2 pseudogenes are annotated in these 1,255 nt (G+C 35.9%); both read left to right on the forward strand.

The features are described 5' to 3' along the window. Positions 1 to 693 (forward strand): annotated as a pseudogene (locus AC1DTM_RS27120) (S-layer homology domain-containing protein); the annotation flags it as partial. Between the two features lie 186 nt (positions 694 to 879). Next, positions 880 to 1,255 (forward strand): annotated as a pseudogene (locus tag AC1DTM_RS27125) (malate synthase A); the annotation flags it as partial.

The following is a 1,255-nucleotide window of genomic DNA, read 5'->3' on the forward strand; positions in this document are numbered from 1 at the left end:
TTAAAAACATATACATATTAGGGAGATAATTTGATGAGCAAAAAATTATTAAAAACAGCTACAGCATTAACAATTATGGGTGGGGTATTATTCTCAGCAGAGAGTAATAATGTAAAAGCGGAAAGTGCACCGCTACAAAATACAAATACAATTGTATTTAAAGATGTACCAATAGGACATTGGTCATATGAGGCGATTCATAATTTAGCGGCACAAGAAATTATTTTTGGATATGGAGATGGGGTGTTCGGTTTTGGGGATGATGTAACACGTGAGCAAGTGGCAGCTTTAATTTATCGTGTGTTTGATATAGAAGAACAAGATGAATATGAGAACCCATATGGGGATATCGATGAAAATTCGACAGACTTTATCGAGGAAATATTAGCTTTAACAGAAATGGAAATTTTCATGGGGGATGAGCATGGAAACTTTAGACCGAAAGCGACGTTAACGCGTGCGGAAATGGCACAAGTTCTTACGAATGCTTTTGACTTACAGGCAAAGGGATCTCATACTTTTAATGATGTTTCAGCAGATTCATGGGCAAAAAATGCAATTAGTGCAATAAAAACAAATGATATTACAGTGGGAATCGGAGAAAATAAATTTGGTCCGTCCATGAAAGTAACAAGAGAACAATACGCACAGTTTTTATATAAAGCAATGTTGAATGATATGACACAGCAATAAAAAAAATACGTAAAGGCCGTTGTTGTATAACAGCGGCCTTTTTTGCGTGAAATAAAGTGCAAAAGAAAGGAGTTGTAAAAAAATCATTAAATTTTCAAAAAAAACTTCCTTTTCTGAAGATTTGTTATATAATATAAAACATAAAATCAAATCTGTTATAAGACAGTTTAAGAAGGGGATGCTAATATGTCGACGCAAACTTCACGGGTTACACTCGTTGGAGAAATGTTACCAGCGTACAACGAAATATTGACACCTGAGGCGCTTAGTTTTTTAAAGGAATTACATGAAAATTTCAATGAACGCCGCACGGAACTTTTACAAAAGCGTGTGGAGAAACAAAAAAGAATTGATGCAGGGGAGTTTCCTAAGTTTTTAGAAGAAACAAAGCATATACGTGAAGGGGATTGGACAATCGCTGAGCTTCCGAAAGATTTAGAGGATCGCCGCGTGGAGATTACTGGGCCGGTGGATAGAAAGATGGTCATTAACGCTTTAAATTCAGGAGCACATCTTTTTATGGCAGACTTTGAAGATTCAAATGCACCAACTTGGAGAAATG

The sequence above is a fragment of the Bacillus sp. P4_D3 genome (assembly GCF_056401855.1).